The organism is Clostridium boliviensis (assembly GCF_033342255.1).
GTDB classification, from domain to species: Bacteria; Bacillota; Clostridia; order Lachnospirales; family Lachnospiraceae; genus Lacrimispora; species Lacrimispora boliviensis.
The window spans coordinates 63,274-88,072 of record NZ_JAWONS010000179.1 but is presented as its reverse complement, the minus strand read 5'-3'; the positions used below and the strand labels follow the sequence as shown (position 1 = coordinate 88,072).

Sequence of the window (24,799 nt, the reverse complement as noted above, 5' to 3'; positions counted from 1 at the left end):
GTCTTATTACAATTATTTAATGGGCCATAGTTCCATGTAGCCCCTTTTGCCGATAGGCTCTAACTGAATGTGGGGGTTTGATAAATCCCACTGTGCGCCGATGACAGAGGGGTCATATTTTTTAACGGCTTCCTGAACTTCTTTAATCGCCTGGCAGTAATCCTCTTCATCAAAAGGTTCCCCTTTAAATATAAGATATCTTGCGGCGGGAAGTTCAATTACATCTATGCCGTCTGGAATCATGCCGTCATAATCTGCCGGTACTTCCACTCCCTGTACATACTCAGAAGTTCCGGGAGTGATATAGGATTTAGGAAGCCAAAGGCAGACCGGTTCGCCGCTTATGGATTTAATACTCTGCAAAAGTCCCCATACATCACATCCCACCTCCTCACAATAGGCAAAATAATCGGCTGCCTTAATACCTCTTTTGATTAATACCTTCCGTTTTGGCTTTTCTATTTCCTGAATAAAGATCGTCTTCACAGTTTCCATTTGCTTCTCCCTTCTTAAGGCTCGATATTTAACACCGTATGGGGTAAACAGATAGAGAGGAACCGGTTTTTTCGCATAGTCTTTGGGATTACAGCCGAATTCCCGAAGGAATGCCCGCTGATAGCCGTCAACACTTCCGAATCCCAGTTCTAACGCTGTATCAATAATTCTGCAGGACTCATCCCTTAACTTAATTGCAGATATGGAAAGTCTTAATCGCCGGATGTAGCTGGCAGGCGTTAAATTCGTATGCTGTAAAAAAAGGCGATAGGAATACCACGGGGAAAAATAAGATACATTTGCCAGAGCGGCCAGTGTGATATCCTCTGATAAATGATCCGTGATATAATCCTGCATCCGTTGGACAGCTTCCAATTGTTCTTCCATCTTTTCACCACCTTACGATATTTATTCTACCTCCCAGAGGGAATTGTTTCTCGACTATTTTTGCTGAGGTGTTTTTATATTAAAACGTATAATCTTTCAGCTCCACTTTATCCGACTCCTGATAAGGTGCAAGAGTGGAAATCATTTTCACGCTGGTCTGAAACGGATTGAAGCAGTAATGGGTTTCTGTAGGTTCAATATGTATGAAATCTCCCTGTTTTAAGTGGTAGGTTACTCCGTCTACAACAATCTTTATCTCTCCTTCCAGGATAAAAAAGTTCTCTTCCATTACATTGTGGTAATGCGCGGTGAAATCCTCGCCGGGCAGAAACTGTACCACTGCAAAATTCATTCGTGGACCTTTCATCAAATATTTGGGTCCGCTGTCTCCGAAGCGGTATTCTTTTTCAGATTCATTTATTATATACATATTTGATTTCTCCTTTTCACGTCTCTTTACAGGCCTGGTGCAATCCACATATTTTTGGTAATCTTACGGTCGCAAAGTGTCAGCTGCGTGCGATAAAAATCTTTCCACGTTTCATAAATTTTCTCGTAGATTCTGTTGTTTTCCATATCTGGTGTCAGGCGTTGCTCTATGATAACAAGATTTTTCGCTGCCTGATTTATGTCCTGATACAAACCAATACCATAGCCTGCAAGAATTGCAGCGCCTAAGGCGGTGGCTTCCTTCACTTTCGGAATGTTAACAGGAATTCCCAGAACATCAGATAAAATCTGTGCCCAGAGACGGCTGTTTGCTGATCCTCCTGCAAAAGTAATTTCTTTTGGAAAATGTCCGGTGGTGCTTTTTACAAGTTCTAAATGCCCTTTTGTAATGAAAGCCGTGTTTTCCAGGATTGCCCGGTAAAAGGTGTAGTGATTAAATTTATCAGAATCAAGTTCAAAATTAGAGAAGGTAGGAGCTGCATGCTTCCAGTTGATAAAATTCATGATATCCGAAAATGCACACATCATGCCGTAACACCCTGGCGGTATTTTTTCGGCTTTTTCATTCATCAGATCATAAACTGATCTGCCGGATCTGGACGCAGCTTCTTTTTCTGCAAGACAGAAGCTGTCCCTGAACCAGCGCATTACCAGACCTGGCTTAAATGCCAGCGCTTCGTACTGCCAGAGAGAGGGAATGGCATGACAGTTGATCCGGACCCTGCAGTCAGGGTCCATAACAGGAGTGTCCGTATTGTATTCATACTGCCAGAAGCTTCCGCCAAATACTGCGGCATCTCCTGAATTTACAACTCCTACCCCGATACAGCCAAGCTGAGCATCCCCGCCTCCTGCTACGACGGGAATTCCCGCAGGAAGTCCGGCAGACTGCTCCAGTCCGGAAATGGTTTTTCCAATCACAGTACCGCATTCTTTTACAGGAGGAAACAAATCGGTCCGTAAGCCGCATCTTTGGTTGATGAAAGGATCCCATGTCCGGGATTTTAAGTTAAACAGTCCGGAGGTGGAACCGTTACTTGGCTCAACAGCAAGAATACCAGTTAATTTATAGCAAAGCCAGTCATTAAACATTCCTAAGTAAGCGGTTTTTTCGTAGATTTCCGGCAGCTTATTCTTTACCCAGAGTAGTCGTGGAACAGCGTCTAAAGCGAAAGACTGCCCGGATTCCTGGTATAAAAGACGTTCCAGTCCGGGATCATGGAGGATCAGCTGTTCTACTTCATCATTGCTTCTTGCGTCGACGTTGGCACAGGCCCAGAGTTCGTTGCCCTCTTTATTATAGAGAACAATGCCTTCTCTCATGCAGGTGGTGGATATTGCGGCAATTTCCCGGGGATTTACAGCGCTGTCGATTAAGACCCGGGAAATACAGGCACAGGCAAGTTCCCAGTTATGTACCCAGTCAAAATCCATGCTTCCAGGATAGAGTGGATTCTCTCTGTGTTCCCATTCCTCCTGAACACAGGCAATCTGTTGTCCTTTTTGATCAAACAATACAGCACGTACACTTCCAGTTCCAGCGTCAATAGCTAAAAGATAATTTGATGACATGCAGATACCTCCATTTTGTTTTGTTATCAGCCGGGATCTTCGGCCAGCAGGCTTAGAGCGGTGGCTTCATCCGTAATCAGTGTATTTAAATATCCACCATTTAAAGAAGCCTGGATTGCTTTTACCTTACTGGTTCCTGCCGCCACTCCGATTACGTTTGGCAGAGCGCGGAGTGTGGTTAAAGGGGTGCTTAAAAGCCGTTCTTCAATATCTGTCTCAACTGGATTCCCATCTTTGTCAATAAAATGACTTAAGAGATCACCGACAGCTCCCTGCATGGATAGATAAAGAAAATCATTTTGGGTGAAAATTCCATTTTTTATAATTGTTGCATCTTCGTTAAGTCCTCCGATGCTGATTACTGTCATCGAAGCCAGATTTACCATTCTGGATATTTCCTGAATGGAGGGCTCGCTTTGCATTGCATTACAAAGCTCCTTCGTTGATACAATTAATGGTGCAGGATACAAATATAGCTTTGCATTAAAGACGCTTGAAAAAGTATTAGGAAGATAATAACTGACTCCGCCGGTCAGAGATACTGCAGAAACAGGTGCTTCCGTTACTGTAGCCAAATGGTTTAAAACCCGGCTTAACGTGTCTCCGTAACCGATATTGATATACGTATTATCTGTGATCCGATCATTGATGTACATGGCTGCAGCTTTGGCAACTGTATCATTTGCAGAGGAATTATCGGGGGAAGCCGGTACTACAAATGCATCTTTTAAATTCCATTTCTTAATCAGTTCCTGTTCGGCTTGCAGGTGATGGCTGCGCTCCTGGGAAATTTTAAACTGTATTACCCCATTCTGCCGTGCTTTATCCAGGAGTTTTATTACTTTCATTCGGGATATACCAAGTCGTTCCGAAATTTTCTGCTGTGTCATATTCTCAATATAATAGTACCATGCTGTCTTGACGATAAGGGATTCTTCGTAATTCATTCTGTTCTTCTCCAGTTCCTTAGATTGTTACAAAAGTTGTTACATAAATAAAATGTTTGCAACTAAATGTAGTATAGCAATTTGCATATCATCTGTCAATAGTGCCGAATTAAAAATAAAAAAAACCAAAAAAACCAAATAAATAAAAATAAATGCATAAAAAATATAGATATAAGATGTAATATTAGTGAATAATCACTATGAATATCTTCGGAGCCTATTGACAAGCTGTATGTTATCATGTATGATGATGACTGTAACAAAAGTTTTTAGTGCAAACAATTATCTCGAAATAGTGGGTGAGGGAAATGACAAAACATTCAGAAGCAGCGTATCAGGATCAAAAACTGTTTGCTGCAAGCAAAATTATAAAAACGTTTGGCCTCAATTCTGTTTTAAAAGGAATTGATATAAGCGTAGGGGAAGGGGAAGTTCTGGCGCTGATCGGGGGAAACGGAGCTGGAAAGAGTACATTGATGAAAATAATCATGGGCATCTATCAGCCTGATGAAGGGAGTGTTTCCATTGCCGGAGAGAAAATGACTGTTTTCAAGCCAAGTTCATCTCTGGCAAAGGGAATCTATATGGTGCCACAGGAACCTTTATTGTTTCCCAATATGACAGTAGAGGAGAATATTCTGATTGGTTTGGGCGAAAAGCCTGGAATTCTTAAAAAGAGACTGAAAGAAATTATGGAGGAAATAAACTGGGATCTGGATATGGGAAGGAAAGCCATGAGTTTGTCCATAGCAGAACAGCAGCTGGTAGAGCTGTTAAGAGGGCTGATGAGACAGGCAAGAGTTCTGATCCTGGACGAACCGACAAGTGCACTTACCTTTGATGAGGTAGAAAGCCTGTTTAAGATCGTGGAAGACTTAAAGAAAAAAGGAATTGGCATGATCTATATCACCCACCGTCTGACGGAGGTGTTTCAAATTGCCACCCATGTGGCGATCATGAGAGATGGTGTTATTACACTGAATGGAAAGATTTCTGAATTCACCAGGGAGATGCTGGTTAAGGGTCTGCTTCCCGATGACTGTAAGGAAGCTAAAAGACAGGAGACAGAGGAACTTAATTATACCGGGCTGAAGCCTGTATTTGAACTGAAAAATTTTTCGGGTTATGGATTTTGGGATATCAGCTTAAATGTCTATCCTGGGGAAGTCCTTGGAGTAGCAGGGGTAGTGGGTGCAGGCCGGACAGAACTGGCTGTAACTGTGTTTGGCAAGGACAAGGTACTTTCCGGAACGGCCATCCTGGATGGCAGGGATGTGACAGGCCTTTGTACCAGGGAGATAATAAAGGCTGGTATTAACTATGTTCCGGAGGACCGCCGCCTGAATGGATTATTTGGAATCAGTGATGTGGCTGCCAATATAACCTCTGCGCTTATTGCCGGGAAATCAATGGGAAAAATATTTGTTAACAGAAAGGCAGAATACAAAATAGCCAGCAGATATGTTGATGATTTCAGAATTAAGATAACAGGACAGGATCAGCCAGCAGGCAGCTTATCTGGCGGAAACCAGCAGAAAATTGTTATTGGAAGGTCCTTAGCGACCAGTCCCAGACTGGTGATCTTAGATGAACCTACAAGAGGTATTGATGCAGCGGCCCGAAAGGATGTATACGGGATTATTCATAAACTTAAAAAACTGGGGGTAGCTGTTATGCTGATTTCTTCTGATATGGAAGAAATTGTAGAATTGTCAGACCGGGCTGTGGTAGTTTACCAGGGGCGGATCAGAGGGGAACTGAAAAAGCACGAAATTACCCAGTCCGGACTGATGTCAGCATCCTTTGGTGTGGGGGAAGGAAAGCAGGTGGAAGTATGAGGGAAATTCTGAAAAACAGGGAAATAAATAGTTTTATGTTCCTGGCAGTGCTGATTTTTCTGGTAGGTCTGATCAATCGAAGCTTCTGGAAACCGGAAACGATTATCAATTGTTTTAATGACAGTGTTGTATTCACTTTTCTTTCAGCAGGGATTGCATTTGTTATCCTGACAGGTGAAATTGATGTATCAATAGGTGCAGTGCTGGGGCTGTCATCTGCTGTAGGTGCCACACTGATGCGGGATGGTTATGGAATTGGAGCAGCTTTGCCTGCAGCAATCTTAGTGGGAGCGCTGGTGGGAATGGTGAATGGAATAGGAGTTGCAGTATTAAATATACCCTCTCTGATCTTTACACTGGGGGTAAATGGAGTTGTCAGGGGGATTATTTATGTATATACAAAAGGTGCCTGGGTAGAAAATCTGCCGGCTGATTTTACCATTTTTTCAAATCGTTATTTAGCAGGCAATGTTACATATTTTTATGGAGCAGCACTTGTTATTGTAGTGATTGGGCATTTGATTCTTACGAAAACCAGGAAAGGAAAATATTTTGTGGCAGTGGGAGACAATGCTGCAGGAGCCACGCTGGTAGGAATACCGGCAGATAAAACCAAGATTACTGCATATGTACTGTGCGGAGTGTTTGCATCAATGGCAGGTATGATTTATGCCTCCAGAATTGGATTTATCACGCCTACCGCAGGGAATGGATATGAGATGAAGGCAATAGCAGCCTGTGTATTAGGCGGCTTAAGCCTGAGCGGCGGTATTGGAAGTCTGTCAGGGGCAGCCATTGGTGCAGTCATCATGTCTTCCATTAGCAGAATTCTTGTGTTTTTGGGATTTTCATCTGATTATGACAATACCATTACAGGCTTTCTGCTGCTGACAATTGTAGTAATTAATACAGCTGTTCAAAACCGCGCAGCGCTAAAGAACCGACACGAAATTTTGTTTGCCAGAACTGCAAAAAAAGGAGGACAAAAGGCATGAAAACTTCTTTTTCCCTGAAAATGAATCAGATATGGAAAAAGTGGGAGTTTATTCTGTTTCTGGTGATTGTACTTGAAATTGTGATTTTTGCAGGTAAAAACAGTAAATTTTTAATGCCCAGAGTATTGTTCGGCAGCATGAATGATATTATTTCTATCTGCATCATTTCTCTGTTTGTAACCTTTGTAATGATTACTGGTGGCATAGATATTCAGGCGGGATCTATAGTTGGGCTGTCATCCATTATTCTTGGCGTTGCCTGGCAGGATGGGGGAGTAAATATCTGGGCAGCTTCTTTACTTGCAATGGCAGCAGCAGGAGTATGCGGTGGTGTTTCAGGCTTTTTTATTGCTTACTGCAACGTTCAGCCTATGGTGGTTACTCTGGGAGGAAGCTTTCTTTATACAGGAATCGGGCTTCTGGTTTCAAAACTGTCTGCAACAGAAAGCTATAAAGGAATTAATGGATTTCCGGAAAGTTTTCTTAGATTGTCCAAATTCAAGCTGTTTGGGGTTATTCCCAGTCAGGTCATAATTTTTTTGTTTCTTGCTGTTCTGGCATATTTCATTTTACATAAAACACGCTACGGCAGAGAAGTATTTTTGGTTGGTGTCAATCAAAATGCAGCAGAATATTCGGGAATCCACACAAAACTGATTATTATGAGTACCTATGTGCTGTCTGCAGTCAGTGCCTCTGTGGCAGGGATTATTCTGACTTCATATCTGGGGACAGCCAAAAGTGATATTGGGGCAACACTGACTTTACCTATTATTACAGCTGTAGTTCTTGGCGGAACGTTAAGTACAGGCGGGAAGGGCAGCGTCCCCGGTACGGCGCTGGCGGCAATTGCAATTGGGACATTAAGGTTTGGCCTTCCTCTTTGCTTTAAGGTGAGCCAGCAGTATCTGGATATACCGGTTGGAATTTTACTTCTGGTGATTATTATTGGGCGGGCAGTGTTCGGCAATCCCCAATTTAAAACGTTTCTTATGAAAAACAAATGGTACGGAAAGGGTAATTAGAGGGTTACGCCTCATTTATAAAGAGCTATATAAAAGAAGGAGGGTTTCTTATGAGAAAGGCAATCGCATTTGTAATGGCAGGAATTCTGATGGTAACTGCAATGACGGGGTGCAGCAAATCAGGAGGGGCAACACAGGCAGCAGCAAAGGCTGCTGATAAGGCTTCTGATATCACCGGAAAGACGGTGGTATTCATACCGAAACTGACTGGTAATGCATTTTTTGAATCAGCAGGAAAAGGAGCTCAGAAATACGGAAAAGAGTGGGGAATAAACGTAGATTACCAGGGAAGTCCCAATGCGGCTGTGGCAGATCAGGTTTCGGTAATTAATAACGCGGTGGCAAGCGGGGTTGATGCAATCTGCGTTTCCTCTGTAGATGCAACCGGACTTGACTCGGCACTGGAGGAAGCGTCGGCAGCAGGAGTGACAGTGGTTACCTGGGATTCTGACGTATCAAATACAGCCCGTACTCTGATGGTATCTCAGGGCACTCCGGACATACTTGGAAAGATGCTGGTTGATATGGGAGCGGATTCCCTGACGAAGAGGGGAACGGATATTAAAGCTGATAAGATTAAATATTGCTGGCATTATTCCCAGGCAACTGTAGCTGATCAGAATTCCTGGCAGGCAGCAGGAGAGGCGTATATTAAGGAAAATTATCCAAACTGGGAAAATGTGGCTCCTGATAATTACTACTCTGAGCAGGATGCAGAAAAGGCGGTTTCCATCGGCGCATCGATTCTGGAGGCTAATCCGGACATTGATCTGATTATCTGCAATGATTCCACAGCTCTGCCGGGACAGTGTAAGGCAGCTCAGAACAAAGGGCTTACAAAAGAGGATGTTACAATCACCGGATTCGCTTCTCCTATGTCCATTAAGGATTACTGTAATGCAGGAATCATCGAACAGTGGGGACTTTGGGATTGCCAGGTTCAGGGAGCAATTGGCAGCTACTTAGCAGCATACATATCAGCAGGAAATCAGTTAAAGGTAGGGGATAAATTAGACATTCCGAAGATCGGGACAGTGGAAGTACTGCCAAATGACTGTCTGGTAGACGGTGCATCGACCGGTGATGTAAATAACGGAGTTGTGCTGCTTCCGGAACGGACCGTATTTAACAAAGATAACATGAACAATTATGATTTCTGATTACCTGTCCTGTTATAAGGCAGAAAGAATAAAACGAGAAGGAGAAAAGAAAAATGGCAGATCTTGATGGCGTAAAAGTTGCACACAATTATTATACAGAAGTTCCCTTTAAAAATAATAAACCGTTCCACGTAAAAGGAGCAAACAATTTAGACTGGGGTATGAAAAAGCATCTGTCTAATATCTTTGATGAGACCAGCCAGAATACGGTCATGTTTGCATTTGACCATGGATATTTTATGGGAGCTGCCGCTGGATTGGAACGTCTTGATCTGGTTGTACCAAAGATTCTTCCTTATGTGGACGTTTTAATGGGTACCAGAGGGGCAATCAGAAGCTGTGTACCTGCTTCAGGAAAGAAAGGAATTGCTCTTAGGACAACCTCAGGCTCCTCTATGCTTGATGAAGATCTTTCCCATGAAATACTGGCGGTTGATATTGAAGATGCAATCCGTATGAATGCAGACTGTCTGGCCGTTCAGACTTTTATCGGAGCAGACGGACAGCTGTCCAGTCTTGACAATCTTTCAAAGGCAGTTAATTCAGGCATCCGCTACAGCATTCCTGTTATGGGAGTTGTGGCAGTGGGCAAACAGATGGAACGCACAGACCGGTTCTTTAAACTGGCTACACGAATTGTTGCGGAGCTGGGAGCAAATATTATTAAAACCTATTATTGTGAGAATTTTGAAGAGGTGGTTGCTGCCTGCCCGGTTCCCATTGTGGTGGCAGGAGGTAAGAAGCTTCCGGAAAAAGAAGCGCTTTTGCTTGCCTATCTTTCCATCAGTCACGGCGCAAAGGGGGTTGACATGGGAAGAAATATATTCCAGAGTGAAAATCCCGTTGAAATGTGCGCAGCAGTCAGGAAAATTGTTCATGAAGGCTTTAATGATAAGGAAGCCTTTGAATATTATCAGGAGATGGTGCATCATTAAAAAGGAAGAACTGTCCGGCAATTTGGGCAGTTCTTCCTTTTCCTTATCTGAAAAGAACGTGAGGCCAAAATAAATAATTGTTGCTTTCCTTATTATATGTTAGAATATTTTCATTAAATGAAGGAGGGATCAATTATGAAGCGACTGGAAACTGACCTCCATCTGCACCTTGACGGGTCCTTATCAATTGACGTGGTAAGGCTGTTAGCGGCGCAGATTGGATATGATTTTGAAGGACAAGATATCAAGGAATGTGTATCAGTGGGGGAAAATTGTGAAAGTCTTGTGGATTATCTCCAATGTTTTGATTTACCAGGGAAGCTTCTGCAGACAGAAAAAGCTCTTACACTGGCCTGTGAGGACTTGACCAGAAGACTGGCTGACCAGGGACTGATTTACAGTGAAATCCGTTTTGCACCTCAGCTTCATATGAAAAAGGGGCTTTCAAAGGAAAGGGCTCTGGAAGCGGTTATAAAGGGCATGAATAAGGGAATGGAAGGTACTTCCCTAAAAGCAGGACTTTTGCTTTGCTCCATGGTAAACGGATCGGATAAGGAGAATGAAGAGACCTTTGAACTGGCTTCTTCCTATCTTGGCAAGGGTGTGGTTGGTGTAGATATTGCAGGACCGGAAGGTCTTGTACCCATGGCTCATTTTGAACCTCTCTTCAAAAGAGCCGGACAGAAGAATATCCCCTTTACCATACACGCAGGAGAATGCGGAGACTGTGAGAACATTATAAAAGCGGTTTCCTATGGAGCCAGGAGAATCGGACATGGCTGTGCGGCAATTCAGTCTAAGTCCTGTATGGACCTCTTAAAAAAGGAAAAAATCACCTTAGAGATGTGCGTAATCAGTAATCTTCAGACGAAGGCGGTTTCATCCATTGAAACCCACCCGTTAAAAGCTTTTTATGACTGGGGAATCCCGGTTACCTATAATACGGATAACATGACTGTATCGGATACCACCCTGGAAAAAGAGGCAGAGCTGATAAAGAAGCATATGGGATTTACAGAAGCGGACTTAAGGCAGATGAACCGTTATGCGCTGGAAGCTGCCTTTATCGGAGCAGAAGAGAAAGAAAAAATAATTGCTTTTTTCGACAATCATACGTATAATGTATGATAACTACGTTTAAAAATCGGTGAAAACAGGAATGTTACAAAAAGGTGACGGTATATGGCAGATAATCCAATGATGGAAAATAACAAAGTGACTGAATTTGATAAAGAACATATAGTGATGAAGAAAGTAGATGTTGATCTGGAAGCACCTGCTGATTTTACAAGTCCGCAGGCGCTTTATGAAGAGCTGGTGGCAAGCATAAAGAGGTATCACCCATCCGACGATATCTCCATGATAGAGAAGGCCTATCATATTGCTGCAGAAGCGCATCAGGACCAGGTGCGCAAATCCGGAGAACCCTATATTATTCATCCTCTTTGTGTTGCCATCATTCTGGCTGATTTAGAGATGGACAAAGAAACAATAGCTGCAGGAATTCTTCATGATGTGGTAGAGGATACCGTCATGTCCTTAGATGAACTGAAAGCAGAATTCGGGGAAGAGGTAGCCCTTTTGGTGGATGGGGTCACCAAGCTGACCCAGATTTCCTGGTCTATGGATAAGATGGAGATCCAGGCGGAAAATTTAAGAAAGATGTTTCTGGCTATGGCTAAGGACATCCGTGTCATTATCATCAAACTCTCAGACCGGCTGCACAATATGCGGACGCTTCAGTATATGAAGCCTGAGAAACAGAAGGAAAAGGCGAAGGAGACCATGGAAATCTATGCTCCCATTGCCCACCGCCTTGGTATTTCCAAAATTAAGATTGAGCTTGACGATCTGTCTTTAAAATACTTAGAACCGGATACCTACTATGAGCTGGCTGAAAAAATATCACTAAAAAAAGGTGCCAGGGAATACTTTGTAAAGAGCATTGTAGATGAAGTGGATGAACATTTGAAGGAAGCCGGGATCGAAGCCAGAATAGACGGCCGGGTCAAGCACTTCTTTAGTATCTATAAAAAGATGGTCAACCAGAATAAGACACTGGATCAGATCTATGACTTGTTTGCAGTCCGCATTATCGTTGACAATGTAAAGGACTGTTACGCTGCCCTTGGTGTGATTCATGAGCTGTATAAGCCGATTCCGGGCCGCTTCAAGGACTATATCGCCATGCCAAAGCCCAACATGTACCAGTCCCTTCATACTACACTGATCGGCAACAACGGTCAGCCCTTTGAGATACAGATCCGTACGTACGAGATGCACAGGACTGCAGAATACGGAATTGCAGCCCACTGGAAGTATAAGGAGAGCGGCAGCGGTCAGGTTGCAGCAGGCAAGGAACAGGAGAAGCTAAGCTGGCTCCGCCAGATTTTGGAATGGCAGAAGGACATGTCCGACAACAAGGAATTCTTAAATATGGTCAAGGGTGATTTAGACTTGTTCTCCGACAGTGTTTACTGTTTCACTCCGTCCGGGGATGTGAAGAACCTTCCCAGCGGTTCCACTCCTATTGATTTTGCATATTCCATACACAGTGCAGTTGGAAACAAGATGGTGGGTGCCAGAGTCAATGGGAAGCTGGTAAATATTGAGTATGTGATTGAGAACGGGGACCAGGTGGAGATTATCACCTCCCAGAACAGCAAAGGCCCAAGCCGTGACTGGCTGAATGTGGTCAAAAGCACTCAGGCTAAGAATAAAATCAACCAATGGTTTAAGACAGAACTGAAGGAAGACAATATTCTCCGGGGCAAGGAGATGGTGGACCGCTACTGTAAAACCAAAGGGATCAATTATTCTGAGATCAACAAGCCGGAATATCAGGGGAAGGTTATGAAGCGATACGCCTTCCGCGACTGGGATTCTGTGCTGGCCTCCATCGGACACGGCGGGTTAAAAGAGGGCCAGGTCATCAATAAGATGGTGGATGAGAAGGATAAGAAGCTAAAGAAGGACGTAACGGACACTACCATATTGAATGACATTGAGGATATGGGAAGCAGATTGCCGCTTAAAAGACGTTCCGGCAGCGGAATTGTCGTAAAGGGAATCCACGACCTTGCGGTCCGTTTCTCTAAATGCTGCTCTCCTGTGCCTGGTGATGAGATTGTTGGCTTTGTTACCAGAGGAAGAGGGATTTCCATACACAGAACAGACTGTGTGAATGTTTTAAATCTTCCGGAAGATGAGAGAAACCGGCTGATCGATGCTGAGTGGCAGGAGCCGGAGGGAGAGAGCGCAAAAGAACGTTATTCTACGGAAATCAAAATTTTTGCCAATAACAGAATCGGTATGTTTGTTGACATTTCCAAGGTATTTACTGAGAGGCAGATTGATATCACTTCTATGAATTCCAGAACCAACAAACAGGGGAAAGCCACCATTACCATGACTTTTGAGACCCATGGAGTGGAAGAGCTTGGAAAACTGGTTGATAAACTGAGACAAATCGAAGGTGTAATTGACATTGAGAGGACTGCGGGATAACGCAGTTTTTCTCTTTTTAATCGGAAAGGTGTTGTGGATTGTGGTATATCCTGTGAAATATCTTCCACAGACAGTGAAAAGTTTAACCAGACTTACCATGCCTGTTACTGGCTCAGAGGAACGGTTTCCCTTTATGCAGATAGACAGGGACAGTTATATCGTGGGAATGGAGATACAGTCGGGATTAAATTTTAATATGGCTGAGGGGGTTCACTGCGTACAGATCGGGAAATATTGCGCGATGGCAGATAAAATCACATTTCTGGTGAATTTAAATCATAATTACAAATCGGTTTTTCAAGGGAGTCCGGCTTTTATGACGCTGCCGGTACCTGACCGGACGAAGAGAAAAGGCTCTGTGCTGATCGGAAATGATGTGTGGATTGGGAATGGAACAACCATTTTAAGCGGCGTTGCCATTCATAACGGAGCAGTAATCGGAGCGGAGAGCGTGGTTACCAAATCGGTGCCTGCTTATGCCATGGCAGCCGGAAACCCGGCTAAAATCATCGGCTACCGGTTTGAGGAAGAGACCAGAAGAGCCTTAAACCGAATCGGCTGGTGGAACTGGACGGAGGAAAAACTGGCTGAAAATCAAAAAGAGTTTCTTCTTCCTGTAGAGGCATTTACTCGGAAATTTGACCAGAAAGAAGACTGGGATCAGATACAACCAGCAATTACGCGATCAGAGAAAAAGACGATATTGCTGATTGCAGACGGTTTATGTCCGTTTCCCCTCTGGAAGAGGATCGTAACGGAATATGCGGCGTCAGGTCCTGACTGGAGCAGGCTTTTCATTTACATCAGTCCGTCTGACGGAGAGGAGAGCTGTCTGGAAGTATTAGAAGTGCTTAAGAATCTGGAAACGGGCGGCAGAGAGATTATGGTGAGAATGGGGAAAGCACAAGACGACGTAAGGTGTCTGTTTGCAGCAGCTGATTATTTTGTTACCACAAGAAGGGAAGACAACATTCTTTTTATGGAGTATGCAGATTATTATCAGGCGAAGCTTTTGTATGGGACCGATATTCCGGTATTTATCATATAATTCGGCAAGACACAGGAAACGATAGAGACAGGAGATAAAAATATGAGCGATTTCAGAATTAGAACATACCATGTAGGGCAGATTGGAACCAATTGTTATATTATTTTTCGGGAACAGTTAAAAAAGGCAATCATTGTAGATCCCGGAGATGAGGGTGCATATATTTTGGAGCAGTGCAGGAAACTGTCTGTCACACCGGAAGCCATTTTTTTAACTCACGGTCATTTTGACCATATTATGGCTGTGGAGGAGATTAAGCAGGCGTTTCCGGAAGTGATTGTCTATGCCGGTGAAGAGGAAAAAATGCTGCTTGCAGATCCGTCTGTAAATCTTTCCGACAATATTGGGAGACTCTGTTCCTTAGCTGCAGACCGGTACGTGGCTGACGGAGAGACCGTTGAAGCAGCAGGTATAAAAGCTGACGTAATTGCTACTCCGGGTCACACACAGGGCTGTGTCTGCTATTATATCAAAGAAGAAGATGTTTTAATCAGCGGAGATACCCTCTTTTTGGAATCGCTGGGGCGGACAGACCTGCCTACAGGAGACCAGTCTGCGATCATTCGTTCCATCAAAGAAAAACTGTTCCCCCTTCCTGGTGATACCATGGTTTATCCGGGACACGGGGACGTAACTACCATCGGTCATGAAAAATCGTATAATCCGGTGGCATTATACAGAGGATAGGGAATAAAAATGATAGGATTAATATTGGATAATCAATCCTTTGAACAGGACATCAGGGAACTGCTTATGGCATTCTATCCAGGAGAACGGTTCCTCCATGAGGAGAACCCGGATGAAGAGTTCCGGCTGATCGTACGAAGTGTGACGGGAGAGGATTTCTTCCAGCTGAGTCTTGAAGACAGGGAACATAAAATTACGAAAACGTCCGGTACAGAGGTGGACTTTTCCGACCGTTTTGAAACGAAAAACAGGATTAAGCGGATGCTTTATGGCATGGCGGGAGAGCTTACGAAAAAAGTCCTTCCATGGGGAACACTGACGGGGATCCGCCCGGTTAAAATAACCATGACAAAGCTGCTGTCCGGAAGCGGAGAAGCGGAAGTATCAGAATATATGAAGGATACGTATTTCACCAGTGATCAGAAGGCGGAGTTAAGCCTGGAAATTGCAAAACGGGAGTTAGAGCTTCTATCTTCCATTGACTATGAAAAGGGCTACAGCCTTTATATCGGAATCCCATTCTGCCCCACAACCTGTCTGTACTGCTCCTTTACCTCCTTTCCCATCAGCCAGTGGGAAAAACGTATGGATGAGTATCTGGAAGCCTTGTGGAAAGAGATGAAATTTACTGCCGGACGAATGTCTGGAAGAATTCTGGATACCGTCTATGTAGGTGGAGGAACTCCAACCTCACTCAGTGCCGGGCATTTAGAAACGCTGATGTGCAGACTGAAGGAAACCTTTGACTTTACAAACGTCAAGGAGTTTACTGTAGAAGCAGGAAGACCGGACAGTATTACAGAAGAGAAGCTGAAGGTATTAAAGAAATACGGGGTGACCCGAATTTCCATTAATCCCCAAACGATGAAGGAAGAGACGCTTAAAGTGATCGGACGCCGTCATTCGGTGGAGATGGTAAAGGACAGGTTTCATCTGGCCAGGTCTTTGGGATTTGATAATATCAACATGGATTTAATCATCGGACTGCCAGGAGAGGACATAGAGGATGTAAGACGAACCATGGAGGAAATCAAATCTCTGGGACCTGATGGAATCACCGTTCATACTCTGGCAATTAAACGTGCGGCACGTCTTAATATGTTTAAGGAACAGTACGGGGATTTAAAAATCACAGGAACCCAGGAAATGGTTGATTTAACAGCAGCCTGTGCACGCAGTATGGGACAGGAGCCTTATTATCTCTACCGCCAGAAGAACATGGCTGGAAACTTTGAAAATGTTGGATACTCGGTTCCTGGAAAAGCCTGTATTTATAACATCCTGATCATGGAGGAAAAACAGACCATAGCAGCATGTGGGGCAGGAACTTCCACCAAGGTGGTATTTCCAGCTGAAAACCGTCTGGAGCGGGTAGAAAACGTCAAGGATGTGGAGCAGTACATCTCCAGAATCGATGAAATGATAGAAAGAAAAGAAAAAATGCTTGCAAAATCAGAAATGTAATTTAAAATAGAAAGCATGATTTGCGATATCCATGATAGATAGAAAATAAAAAAACGGAGTGAAAAAAATGTCATTAAAAAAGAAACCGGTTACCGGAATGAAGGACATACTTCCCGCTGAGATGCAGGTACGGGAATATGTGATGAACCAGATTCGGGAGACGTACGGCGGATTTGGATTTAATTCCATTGAGACTCCCTGTGTGGAACACATTGAGAACCTGACCAGTAAGCAGGGCGGAGACAATGAGAAGCTGATATTTAAGATTATGAAGCGGGGAGAGAAGCTGAATCTGGAAACAGCCCAGGCGGAGAATGATCTGGCTGACAGCGGACTGCGCTACGATCTCACAGTTCCCTTATCCAGATATTATTCTAATAATGCGGCGGTTTTACCGTCCCCCTTTAAGTCCCTTCAGATGGGAAGTGTCTGGAGAGCAGACCGCCCGCAGAGAGGACGTTTCAGACAGTTTGTCCAGTGCGATATCGACATCCTGGGAGATCCCACCAGACTGGCGGAGATCGAACTGATCCTTGCGACCACCACACTCCTTGGCAAGATAGGATTTAAGGGATATACCGTAAGAATCAATGACCGGAATATCTTAAAAGGAATGGCAGCACATTGCGGTTTTTTGGAAGACTCTTATGATCAGGTCTTTATTATTCTGGATAAGATGGACAAGATCGGCATGGATGGCGTGGCACGGGAGTTAAAGGAAGCAGGTTATCCGGAGGAGAATGTGAGTAAATATCTGGCCCTGTTTGAAACTGTGACAAGGGATGCTGCCGGTGTAAGAAGCTTAAAGGATGCGTTGGAGGATGCCATGGATCCGGAAAAGGCAGAGAATCTGGCAGCCATCATTGACAGTGTAAGCCAGATTACAACCAGTCAGTTTAAGATCGAATTCGATCCTACTCTGGTTCGCGGAATGTCCTATTACACAGGAACCATCTTCGAGATTCTGGTGGATGGATTCCCGGGATCAGTCGGCGGCGGCGGACGTTATGATAAGATGATTGGTAAATTCACAGGTCTGGATACACCTGCATGCGGTTTTTCCATTGGTTTCGAGAGAATTATCACTATCCTTATGGAAGAGGGCTTTACCGTACCGGGAAGTGAAGAAAAGCTTGCATTCCTGATTGAAAAGGGAGTGAGCGATTCCGTTATGAATGAGGCTGTGAAAGAGGCCATGAGCGAACGCGCCAAAGGGAAAACTGTTTTAGTATCCCAGATGAATAAAAATAAAAAGTTCCAGAAGGAAAGCCTTCAAAAAGAAGGGTATACCCAGTTTAAGGAATTTTATAAAGAAGCACTAAAGGAAACAAATTAGGAGGAAGTTATGGCAGAGTCAATGTTGGGTTTAAAAAGATCCCATAGATGTACGGAAGTTACAACAGCCTGTGCAGGAAAAGAAGTTACAGTTATGGGCTGGGTTCAGAAAAGCAGAAACAAGGGCGGTATTATTTTCGTTGATTTAAGAGACCGTTCCGGTATTCTGCAGATCATCTTTGAAGAAAGCGACTGCGGATCAGAGGATTTCGCAAAAGCGGAGAAACTGAGAAGTGAGTTTGTTATTGCTGTTACCGGTATAGTGGAGAACAGAGCAGGCAGTGTGAATGAGAATCTGGCCACCGGTGCTATTGAAGTGCGGGCAAAGAGCCTGCGGATTCTTTCTGAGTCTGAGACACCTCCTTTTCCTGTTGAAGAAAACAGCAAGACAAAAGAAGAACTGAGATTAAAATACCGTTATCTGGATTTAAGAAGACCGGACCTTCAGAAGAATATCATGATCAGAAGCCAGGTTGCCACATTAACAAGAGCATTTCTTGCTGAAGAGGGCTTTTTGGAAATCGAGACCCCGACTCTTATTAAGAGTACACCGGAAGGCGCAAGGGATTATCTGGTGCCAAGCCGTGTTCATCCGGGATCCTTTTATGCGCTTCCCCAGTCTCCCCAGCTTTTCAAACAGCTTCTTATGTGCTCCGGTTATGACCGTTATTTCCAGCTGGCGAGATGCTACCGTGACGAAGATTTACGTGCGGACAGACAGCCGGAATTTACACAGATCGATATGGAGCTGTCCTTTGTAGACGTGGAAGATGTACTGGCAGTGAATGAAAGACTGTTAAAGAAGCTGTTTAAGGAAATCTGCAATTTCGATCTGGAGCTTCCGATTACACGTATGACCTGGAGAGAGGCTATGGACCGCTTCGGTTCTGATAAACCGGATATGCGTTTTGGAATGGAGCTTAAGAATGTTTCAGACGTAGTAAAGGATACAGAGTTTGTTGTATTTAAGGGAGCTTTGGAAAACGGCGGATCTGTTCGCGGCATTAATGCAAAAGGACAGGCTTCTATGCCGAGGAAAAAAATCGATGCACTTGTGGAATATGCAAAAGGCTTTGGAGCTAAGGGGCTTGCTTATCTGGCAGTGAATGAAGACGGAAGCTACAAATGTTCCTTCTCCAAATTCATGACAGAAGAGGAACTTGGAATACTGGCAAAAGCCATGGATGGGCAGCCGGGAGACCTTCTTTTATTTGCAGCAGACAGGGACAAGGTTGTTTTTGATGTACTTGGAAACCTTCGTCTGGAGCTGGCAAGACAGCTGGATCTTCTGAAAAAGGATGAATTTAAATTCTTATGGGTAACAGAATTCCCGTTACTTGAGTATAACGAGGAACAGGGACGTTTTACAGCCATGCATCACCCCTTCACCATGCCGATGGAAGAGGACTGGGCTATGATCGATACCGACCCGGGAGCAGTTCGTGCCAAAGCGTATGATATCGTGTTAAACGGTACGGAGCTGGGCGGCGGTTCTGTCCGTATCCACCAGGGCGATATTCAGTCCAAGATGTTTGAGGTACTGGGCTTTACCAAAGAACAGGCAAACGAACAGTTCGGCTTCCTTTTAGATGCATTCCGTTACGGAGTACCTCCTCACGCAGGACTGGCTTATGGTCTTGACCGTGTCGTTATGCTGATGGTTGGTGCTGACAGCATCCGTGACGTTATTGCATTCCCTAAGGTAAAGGATGCTTCATGCTTAATGTCTGAAGCACCGGCTCCTGTAGATCCCAAGCAGCTTGATGATCTGGGGATTCAAGTCAGCGAAGAAGAATCATAAAAAATACAGAACTCTCTGCATAACGAAATGTCGGATGCAGAGAGTTTTTTTATCGAAAAAAAGTATCAGATAAAAGGAAAATATTAACATTATAATATGGAAATTTTACATTGATCTGCTATAATATAGAAAAAAGCATATGTTAAAGGAGGATTCAAGCAATGAAAGGAAGTACTAAAAGAAAGTTTCTGTCTCTTTTTCTGTCCTTGCTCATGGTTTTATCTCTTACTGCCGGCTTCTCGATTCCGGCCAGTGCAGCAGACCAGGACATCGTGATTCTCTATACCAACGACGTTCACTGCGGCATTGATGACAAGATTGGGTATGCAGGTCTTGCTCTATACAAAAAAGAGATGCAGGCCCAGACACCCTACGTGACGCTTGTTGACGCAGGAGATGCCATTCAGGGAGCCCCCATCGGAACTCTTTCGGACGGCGGATATATCATTGACATCATGAATCAGGTGGGTTATGACTTTGCTGTGCCGGGGAATCATGAATATGATTACGGTATGCCCCGTTTCTTAGAGCTGGCAGGTAAATTAAGCTGTGGCTACTACTCCGGCAACTTTATGGATTTAAAAACCAATACCCCGATATTTGCTCCTTACAAAATGTTTACATACGGCAGCACAAAGGTCGCTCTGGTAGGAGCCACCACACCGGAAAGCTTCACCAAATCAACACCTGCCTATTTCCAGGATGGAAGCGGCAATTACATTTACGGATTCTGTGAAGATGAAACCGGCAAAAAACTTTACGACCAGATTCAGCAGTCTGTTAACAGCGCCAGAGCAGAGGGTGCCCAGTTCGTGATTTTAGTGGGGCATTTAGGAGAAAATGGCACAACAGACCGGTGGACCTCTGATAATGTTATTAAGAATACAAATGGAATTGATGTGGTAATCGACGGTCATTCACATGAAGAATACACGAAGGATTTAAAGAATAAGGATGGAAAGGATGTACTCCTTACCCAGTCCGGAACCAAATTAAGCAAAATCGGAAAGCTGACCATACATACAGACGGCTCCATTGCCAATGAACTGGTTGCCCAGGTTCCTGTGACTGCAGTGTCCAGCACCTACACAGTAAAAAAAGGCGATTCTCTCAGCCGCATTGCAAAAAGAGAGTTAGGTTCCTATGACCGCTGGAGAGAGATCTATAACGCCAACCGGGACAAGGTGAAGGATCCGGACGTTCTTACTTTGGGAAGTCAGCTTGTTATACCGGGAAAAACCGCAGTATCAGAGGATGGAAAAGCCCTGGATTATGATACTGACCAGTTTATTAAGAATATTCAGGCCCAGTATCAGGAATCCTTAAAAGCAGTTCTGGGTCATACAGATGTGGATCTCACCATCATCAATCCTGCAACAGGAGAACGGGCTGTCAGAAACGGAGAAACCAATTTGGGTGATCTTTGTGCAGATGCCTATCGCCAGGTGCTTGGGGCAGATGTCGGTATTGTAAATGGAGGCGGTGTCCGCGCAGGGATTAAGCCTGGGAATATTACATATAACGATACCCTTACCGTACACCCCTTTGGAAACATGGGGTGCGTGGTAGAAGCTACCGGACAGCAGATTAAGGATGCCTTAGAGATGTCTTCCCGTAATTATCCTAAGGAAAACGGTGGATTTTTACAGGTATCCGGTTTGACATATACCATTAAGACCTCAGTTCCATCCAGTGTACAGTTAGATGAAAAAGGCAACTTTGTAAAAGTAGCCGGTGCATACCGGGTAGCAGATATCAAAGTAGGAGATTCCCCTCTTGATCCTGCCAAAGTGTATACCGTAGCTTCCCATAATTACATGTTAAAGATGGCTGGTGATGGTATGACAATGTTTAAAAACAGCAAGGTGCTCCGTGATGATGTTATGACCGATGTGGATATACTGTCTGCCTTTATTCGCAGTAACTTAGGCGGTAATGTAGGTGCAGATTATGCAAATCCGTCAGGACAGGGAAGAATCACCATTCAGTAATACCGCAGCAGCAGCTCCATAAGTGAATTAATGCTTATGGAGCTGCTGCTTTTTTCTTGTCTGCAAAACCAGGAGATCCGTGGTACAATGGTTAAAAAAGAAAAAATACGGGAGATAAGAAATGCTGATTGAGAAACAACAGAACTATTTTGAAGAAATATATGCAATCTACCAGGCATCATTTCCTGACCAGGAACGACGCACGAAGGAAGGGCAGTGGGATACCTTTTTCAATCCACGCTATCATATCCGGGCTGTAAAGGAAGGCGGTAAGATCGTGGCGTTTCTTGGATATTGGGATCTGCCCGGCTGTGTATTTTTTGAGCATCTGGCTACGGCTGAGATCTCCAGGGGGAAGGGTTATGGAAAACTTCTGGTGGAAGAAACGGTGTGGGAGACAAAAAAACCAATATTTCTGGAAATTGAACCGGTAACGGAAGATAATCCAATAACAGGCAGGAGGGCTGTGTTTTATGAGCGGATGGGATTTTATATCAATCGTTTTTTCTACCAGCAGATGCCCTTAAAGTCCCAGGATAGTCCCATGCAGCTGTGGGTTACCAGCTATGGGAAACCAGTTTCCGAGGAAGAATTTCTGCCCTATAAAAAAGAGATCTACCAAATCGTATACGGAGTGAAACTAACGTAATCAGGACCAGTTTGTCTTATTTCTATCACAGGACAGGCTTTTTTTGCATATATTGTATCTAGCAATCAGTATATTCTAAAGGAGTTGGTTTGATTGAACCGATATAAGATATGCGTTTATGCGATCAGCAAAAATGAAGAGCAGTTTGTGGACCGGTGGATGGATGCGGTATCTGAGGCAGATGAAGTAATTGTAACAGATACGGGCTCCACAGACGGCACCGTTGAAAAGCTCAGGGCAAGGGGAGCAACTGTTTATGAAGAAACCATTTCCCCATGGAGATTTGACACTGCACGCAATATGGCTCTCAGTCATGTACCGGAGGATGCGGACATCTGTGTATCCAATGATTTAGATGAAGTATTTGTACCAGGGTGGAGAAATATACTTGAGTCTGCCTGGAAACCAGACCAGACCCGTGCCAGATATCTTTTCACATTTTCCTTAAATCCTGACGGAACACCAAAGAAACAGTATCCTATGGAGAAGATTCATAAACGCCATGGCTTCCGCTGGGTCCATCCGGTGCATGAAGTATTGGAATACAGTGGATCAGAGCCTGAAAAAATAGCCTGGGTAAACGGAATTGTGTTAAATCACTATCCCGATGAGTCTAAGCCCAGAAGTCAGTATCTGCCCCTTCTGGAACTATCCGTGCAGGAAAATCCCTTAGATGACAGAGCCGTGTTCTGGCTTGGAAGAGAGTATGTGTTCCATGGGAAATTGGATGAGGCCATACAGACCCTGAATAAACACCTTTCCCTGCCAACTGCAAGATGGGCAGAGGAACGAAGTGCCTCCATGCGATTTATCGCCCATTCTTATAGTCAAAAGGGAAATAAAAGAGAAGAACTGGTCTGGCTTTACCGGGCTCTTGCTGAATGCCCGGAGGTAAGAGAGCCTTATCTGGCCCTGGCGAAATTCGGTTATCTGGAATCCAACTGGGCGTTATGCTTTGCTACGGCTTTAAAGGGCCTGACAATAAAAGAAAGCACGGGAAGCTATCTGGTGGATCCGGCAAGCTGGGGGTATGCATTGTACGATTATGCAGCAATCAGCGCTTACCGGCTGGGAATGTATGAAACAGCTGAGGAATATGCTGCCTGGGCAATAAAAACAGCTCCGGAGAATAAACGGCTTCAGAGCAATCTTTTACTGATTCAGCAGAAAAGCAGAAAACAGACAGCTGAGGAGGAGACCTCATGAAAAAACTGAAAATCTGTGTTTATGCAATCTGTAAAAATGAAGCTTCCTTTGTAGACCAATGGATAGACTCTATGAGCGAGGCTGATCTCATCGTTGTGACTGATACCGGTTCAGAGGATGATACGGTAGAAAAGCTGAAAAAACGGGGCGCTGTGGTTTATATTGATGTAGTAAAGCCGTGGCGGTTTGATGTGGCAAGAAACATTTCCCTGGATCATGTGCCGGAGGATGTGGATATCTGCGTCTGTACAGACCTTGATGAGAGGTTTGAGCCAGGCTGGAGAAGCCGCCTGGAGGAAGCATGGCTGAAATATAAGCCGCGCAGTAAGGGGGCAGTGGCAAAAACCGGCCGTTATCTTTACAACTGGAGCCTAAAGAAGGATGGAACACCGGACATACAATTTTATTATTTTAAAGTCCATGAGCGCAGGGATTTCCGGTGGAAATGCCCTGTTCATGAGTTTATCCAGTACTGCGGGAAAAAGCCCCTCGAAACGGTATATATCGAAGGAATGGTATTAAACCATCATCCGGATCCCACCAAATCCAGAGGTTCCTATCTGCCTCTTCTGGAACTGGCAGTAAAGGAGGCACCGGACGATGAGAGGATGCGGTACTATCTGGGCAGAGAATATATGTATAAGAGTAAATGGCAGGAAAGCATTAATACACTGATGGAGTATTTACAGCTTCCAACCGCCAGATGGTGTGATGAGCGGTGTGCAGCTATGCGCTGGATTGCCAAATCCTATTACAGAATGGGAAGCAGTAAGGAAGCATACCGGTGGTATTTTAAAGCAATTGCAGAGGTCTCGGATATGCGGGATTCTTATGTGGAATTTGCCAAAATGTGCTATGAGTTAAAGGATTGGCCGATGGTTTACTTTTTGACACTGGAAGCTCTGAAAATAAAACAAAAGTCAAGAACCTTTGTGAATATGGGCTATTCCTGGGACTATACACCAGAAGATCTCTGCGCCATAGCATCCTACCGTCTGGGATTGTTTACTGAATCTCTGGAACATGCGAAAGCAGCGCTTTTGACCGCCCCTGATAATGAACGGCTGAAAAGTAATTTAAAACTGATTCAGGCAGCACAAATCAAATAGAAACAGCATTCCGGATGGAAGACACAGGTTTCAAAACAGGGAATTTGTGTCTTTTTTCTGGAATTTTTTTAATTGTTTAAATTTTGACAAATACTTTATAACGTAAGCAACGGAATCAATGAGATCTCCGCAGTCGTCCAGAGCAATGCAGCAACCGCTCAGGAAAGTTCCGCATCCAGCGAGGAATTATCCGCTCAG

At 44.2% G+C, this 24,799-nt stretch carries 20 protein-coding genes; 16 read left to right on the top strand and 4 right to left on the bottom strand.

The genetic code is table 11. From position 1 onward, the window contains the following. Positions 1-12: 12 nt before the first annotated feature. The 4 genes from RZO55_RS11460 to RZO55_RS11445 form a co-directional block, all read right to left on the bottom strand. Positions 13-882 (bottom strand): helix-turn-helix domain-containing protein, encoded by an 870-nt coding sequence (locus RZO55_RS11460; protein WP_318064416.1) that lies wholly within the window; start codon positions 880-882, stop codon positions 13-15. Between the two features lie 79 nt (positions 883-961). After that, positions 962-1,312 (bottom strand): cupin domain-containing protein, encoded by a 351-nt coding sequence (locus RZO55_RS11455; RefSeq protein ID WP_318064415.1) that lies wholly within the window; start codon positions 1,310-1,312, stop codon positions 962-964. A 26-nt stretch (positions 1,313-1,338) separates the two neighbouring features. Next, complete coding sequence (gene lsrK, locus RZO55_RS11450; protein ID WP_318064414.1) at positions 1,339-2,904, bottom strand: autoinducer-2 kinase; 1,566 nt, start codon at positions 2,902-2,904, stop codon at positions 1,339-1,341. A gap of 26 nt (positions 2,905-2,930) precedes the next feature. Continuing rightward, the gene (locus RZO55_RS11445; protein ID WP_318064413.1) at positions 2,931-3,851 is read right to left on the bottom strand and encodes a sugar-binding transcriptional regulator; all 921 of its coding nucleotides are present in this window, start codon (positions 3,849-3,851) and stop codon (positions 2,931-2,933) included. Positions 3,852-4,159: 308 nt separating this feature from the next. On the opposite strand from RZO55_RS11445, the gene RZO55_RS11440 reads away from it, so the two are divergent. The 16 genes from RZO55_RS11440 to RZO55_RS11365 all read left to right on the top strand — a co-directional run bounded on the left by RZO55_RS11440 (position 4,160) and on the right by RZO55_RS11365 (position 24,601). Continuing rightward, entirely contained in the window at positions 4,160-5,689 is a 1,530-nt protein-coding gene (locus RZO55_RS11440; protein ID WP_318064412.1) for a sugar ABC transporter ATP-binding protein, read from the top strand. Further along, positions 5,686-6,684: an ABC transporter permease gene (locus RZO55_RS11435; RefSeq protein ID WP_318064411.1), complete on the top strand. Its 999-nt coding sequence runs from the start codon at positions 5,686-5,688 to the stop codon at positions 6,682-6,684. Before RZO55_RS11440 ends, RZO55_RS11435 begins: the two co-directional genes overlap by 4 nt. Beyond that, positions 6,681-7,709, top strand: coding sequence for an ABC transporter permease (locus RZO55_RS11430; RefSeq protein WP_318064410.1), 1,029 nt, complete (start codon positions 6,681-6,683; stop codon positions 7,707-7,709). The genes RZO55_RS11435 and RZO55_RS11430 overlap by 4 nt, the downstream gene beginning before the upstream one ends. A gap of 50 nt (positions 7,710-7,759) precedes the next feature. Continuing rightward, positions 7,760-8,869, top strand: coding sequence for a substrate-binding domain-containing protein (locus RZO55_RS11425; protein ID WP_318064409.1), 1,110 nt, complete (start codon positions 7,760-7,762; stop codon positions 8,867-8,869). 53 nt (positions 8,870-8,922) lie between these two features. Continuing rightward, positions 8,923-9,804, top strand: a complete 882-nt coding sequence (gene lsrF, locus RZO55_RS11420) for a 3-hydroxy-5-phosphonooxypentane-2,4-dione thiolase (protein ID WP_318064408.1) — start codon at positions 8,923-8,925, stop codon at positions 9,802-9,804. Positions 9,805-9,939: 135 nt separating this feature from the next. After that, a complete protein-coding gene (gene add / locus RZO55_RS11415; protein WP_318064407.1) occupies positions 9,940-10,932 on the top strand; it encodes an adenosine deaminase in 993 nt (330 codons plus the stop codon). A 117-nt stretch (positions 10,933-11,049) separates the two neighbouring features. Beyond that, complete coding sequence (locus RZO55_RS11410; protein WP_318064494.1) at positions 11,050-13,311, top strand: RelA/SpoT family protein; 2,262 nt, start codon at positions 11,050-11,052, stop codon at positions 13,309-13,311. Beyond that, positions 13,286-14,359, top strand: coding sequence for a CatB-related O-acetyltransferase (locus RZO55_RS11405; RefSeq protein ID WP_318064405.1), 1,074 nt, complete (start codon positions 13,286-13,288; stop codon positions 14,357-14,359). The genes RZO55_RS11410 and RZO55_RS11405 overlap by 26 nt, the downstream gene beginning before the upstream one ends. 42 nt (positions 14,360-14,401) lie before the next feature. Next, entirely contained in the window at positions 14,402-15,046 is a 645-nt protein-coding gene (locus tag RZO55_RS11400) for an MBL fold metallo-hydrolase (protein ID WP_318064404.1), read from the top strand. A 9-nt stretch (positions 15,047-15,055) separates the two neighbouring features. Then, a complete protein-coding gene (gene hemZ, locus RZO55_RS11395) occupies positions 15,056-16,510 on the top strand; it encodes a coproporphyrinogen dehydrogenase HemZ (protein WP_318064403.1) in 1,455 nt (484 codons plus the stop codon). Positions 16,511-16,577: 67 nt separating this feature from the next. Continuing rightward, entirely contained in the window at positions 16,578-17,846 is a 1,269-nt protein-coding gene (gene hisS, locus RZO55_RS11390) for a histidine--tRNA ligase (RefSeq protein WP_318064402.1), read from the top strand. Positions 17,847-17,855: 9 nt separating this feature from the next. Continuing rightward, entirely contained in the window at positions 17,856-19,646 is a 1,791-nt protein-coding gene (gene aspS, locus RZO55_RS11385; RefSeq protein WP_318064401.1) for an aspartate--tRNA ligase, read from the top strand. 161 nt (positions 19,647-19,807) lie between these two features. Continuing rightward, entirely contained in the window at positions 19,808-21,637 is a 1,830-nt protein-coding gene (locus RZO55_RS11380) for a 5'-nucleotidase C-terminal domain-containing protein (RefSeq protein ID WP_318064400.1), read from the top strand. Positions 21,638-21,758: 121 nt separating this feature from the next. Then, positions 21,759-22,286, top strand: a complete 528-nt coding sequence (locus RZO55_RS11375) for a GNAT family N-acetyltransferase (RefSeq protein ID WP_318064398.1) — start codon at positions 21,759-21,761, stop codon at positions 22,284-22,286. A gap of 93 nt (positions 22,287-22,379) precedes the next feature. Further along, positions 22,380-23,492 carry a tetratricopeptide repeat-containing glycosyltransferase gene (locus RZO55_RS11370; RefSeq protein ID WP_318064397.1) on the top strand — a complete coding sequence of 371 codons (1,113 nt, stop codon included), beginning with the start codon at positions 22,380-22,382 and terminating at the stop codon, positions 23,490-23,492. Continuing rightward, positions 23,489-24,601: a tetratricopeptide repeat-containing glycosyltransferase gene (locus RZO55_RS11365; RefSeq protein ID WP_318064396.1), complete on the top strand. Its 1,113-nt coding sequence runs from the start codon at positions 23,489-23,491 to the stop codon at positions 24,599-24,601. Before RZO55_RS11370 ends, RZO55_RS11365 begins: the two co-directional genes overlap by 4 nt. Positions 24,602-24,799 lie beyond the last annotated feature (198 nt).